The organism is Bradyrhizobium sp. MI1.7, assembly GCF_055811795.1.
This window is the reverse complement of record NZ_JBVVPO010000179.1, coordinates 1-2,494: the sequence shown is the minus strand read 5'-3', so window position 1 is coordinate 2,494 and position 2,494 is coordinate 1. Positions and strand designations below refer to the sequence as shown.

General features: G+C 58.1%; 3 protein-coding genes. 2 read left to right on the top strand and 1 reads right to left on the bottom strand.

Features of this window, described 5'->3' with window-relative positions:
- A partial coding sequence (locus tag AC0L3X_RS46895) for a sensor histidine kinase (protein ID WP_473317583.1) occupies positions 1 to 684 on the top strand: 684 nt, incomplete at its 5' end.
- Positions 685 to 1,261: 577 nt separating this feature from the next.
- Here AC0L3X_RS46895 and AC0L3X_RS46890 read toward each other — a convergent pair.
- A complete protein-coding gene (locus tag AC0L3X_RS46890) occupies positions 1,262 to 1,882 on the bottom strand; it encodes a hypothetical protein (protein ID WP_135217044.1) in 621 nt (206 codons plus the stop codon).
- Positions 1,883 to 2,137: 255 nt separating this feature from the next.
- Here AC0L3X_RS46890 and AC0L3X_RS46885 point away from each other — a divergent pair, with 255 nt between their 5' ends.
- Positions 2,138 to 2,293, top strand: a complete 156-nt coding sequence (locus tag AC0L3X_RS46885) for a hypothetical protein (protein ID WP_167768323.1) — start codon at positions 2,138 to 2,140, stop codon at positions 2,291 to 2,293.
- Positions 2,294 to 2,494 lie beyond the last annotated feature (201 nt).

The window sequence follows — 2,494 nt, the reverse complement described above, 5'->3', positions numbered from 1 at the left end:
GTCAACCGCTTCTCAACGGCTGGCGAATTGACCGCGTCAATTGCCCACGAAATCAACCAGCCGCTCGGCTCTATTCTCACCAATACCGAGACGGCGCAGGCGATCTTGAAGTCTCCAAATCCGGACATCGACGAAGTAAACGAAATCCTTGATGACATTCTAAGGGACGACAACCGCGCCACCGAAGTCATCCGGAGAATGCGCAGCATTCTGAAAAAGGCACCGTTTGAGCAGAAGCAATTTGACCTCAACGAAGTCGTGCGTGAGACGATCAGTTTTTTTTCAGCGCTGGCGGTTGGCCGGAAATTCCAATTAGTCAGCGCGATCACGCCGGATGCGCTTCCGGTTCTCGGCGACCGCATTCAAATTCAACAGGTGATCTTGAACCTTGTCGTGAACGGGATCGACGCGATGAAGGATACGCCAATCGAAGACCGCATCATCAACATCCGGACTTCGCGCGTCGAAAAGTTTGCCGATCTATCCGTGTCTGATCGCGGCCATGGCATTCCCGAAGACAAACTGAAAGAGATCTTCGAGCCGTTCTACACCAGCAAGGCGGAAGGCATGGGTATGGGGTTGTCCATCGCGCGCACCATCGTGGAAGCGCACAATGGCCAGTTATCGGCGAAAAATCGGGATCACGGCGGCGCGTCGTTTAGGATCAGGCTTCCTCTTGTCTGATGCTCACCAAAGGGTGAATAGGACCACGACCACCACAGCCACGCTGAGAACGATGGTGGCGTATCCGATATAGCATGCTTGCGCCGCTAGTTTGTCAAAAAGCACTACGGCCCCAGTCGGAGGAGAATGACTGGGGCCGTCGGGGCTAGAGTTTAGTACCGCGCTGGTACCTCCGATCATGGCTCAATGACCGAGCCACGACAATTGTCTCGGGGGACATTGTCCTGAGGTACAAGCGACATCGAGACCGTGGTCATCATCGCCATAATGCGGCAAGCGCGGCGCCGGAAGTCAGGCCGAAGTTGCATGGGAACCGGATTATCCGCGCCTGTGGCCGGTGACCCATGGTCGAGCCTGACCACACTGCGAGGCTGGGATAGACGGACGCCAGCACATGACGGCTCGCGTGATGAAGATCAGCAAACGTCGTGAGTATCGCCGCAAGGTGTAGGCCAAGGCCATCGCGATGAAGGGTGGCCGGTGCGAGCAGTGCGGCTTCGAAGATGAACGGGCATTGTGCTTCCGTCACATCAGACCTGTGCGACGTGGCCGCAACGGACTGCGCAAGCAGGCTCAGTCATCGACCAAGTCGCATCTCGCTGTTGTTCGCGGTGAGGGCAAGGGCGTTCTCCTGCTGTGCGCGAACTGCTCCTGCATCGACACGGCGCGAGACTGGACGTTGAGCGTCAACATCAAGCGGACCGCGAAGCGCGCGTGACAGTCGGTGCGAGTGGATGGGTGCGCGCTCAAGTCCAAATTTGGACCGGTTCGCCGTTGGGGTCCTCTGAGGCGGGTGAGTTTGTGGGGGGACCGCAGAACCCCACGTCTCGATCGTATCTAACCCGGGTGTTATCCAGATTGCGTTGCGGAAGGGTTTTTTGGGGCGCGCCGACTTCATGAGCAGCGCAATGTCGGTCTTCGAAATTGCGAAGCTGGCCGGATCGACCGGCGCGGCGAGCGGGGGTTCGATCAGCCGCCGCATGAGCCAAGCGCGGAATTCCTGCCGCTCAAGCCGCAGCGCCGCCTTCAGGCCCGCTTGGAAAAACCGCTGGCGCTGCTGCGGGTTGAGGCGCGCCCATCCCTGCATCGTGGCTTCGAACAGATCAGTGCGCCGCATCTCGCGAGCCTTTGAAAAGCAGATGCGGCAAACAAACATCGAAAAACGAAAAACGCAAATATGCTGAAGGGGCGCGGTCACGCGGTCCCGGCACCAATACCCCTTATCGGAAGGACCCTAACGACCTGGGGAGGGTCCGCCTTCTCTCGATGCTCCCCGCCAACGTCATCTCGACGCGGCGGCGCATGGGTGCCGAGAACACGGCGTTGGCGCGCGCGTCACGTCGCGTGGGCCACGCCACAATCAGCCCAAGCGTTGATCTAACGCAAGCACCTCCAAATTGGGTTCCGATCCCATGGATCCTATCTGCTCGCCTACATCGAGAGGAGAACGCAAATGAAGTGGATCATCCTGTTGTGGACGTCCTTCGTTTCTGTCTTGATCGCGATTTATGCCTATGCTTGGCGCGACATGCTCAAGACCAAGCGGGTTGTGCGACCGTACATCGACGACATTCCGTTTCGGCCTAATCGCTATCGTCAGAGCGACTGACTTAAAGCGAACCAACCGGGCGCGGACAGGCGATCGATCGCGGAGGGCAACCAACGGAGCATGGCTGATGATGGATAAAATCCAACGCGCCATTCTAGAAAATCAAGTCATCCTTGCCGAAGCGCTGTGGATGCTCCTGCATTCGCAAGGTATCAGTTCGGACGCAACGCTTCAGAACGTCTCCGCCCGCATCAAGGCTAC

Coding starts and splice junctions, on each gene's coding strand:
- AC0L3X_RS46885 (WP_167768323.1), top strand. CDS start 2,138: ATGAAGTGGATCATCCTGTTGTGGACGTCCTTCGTTTCTGTCTTGATC.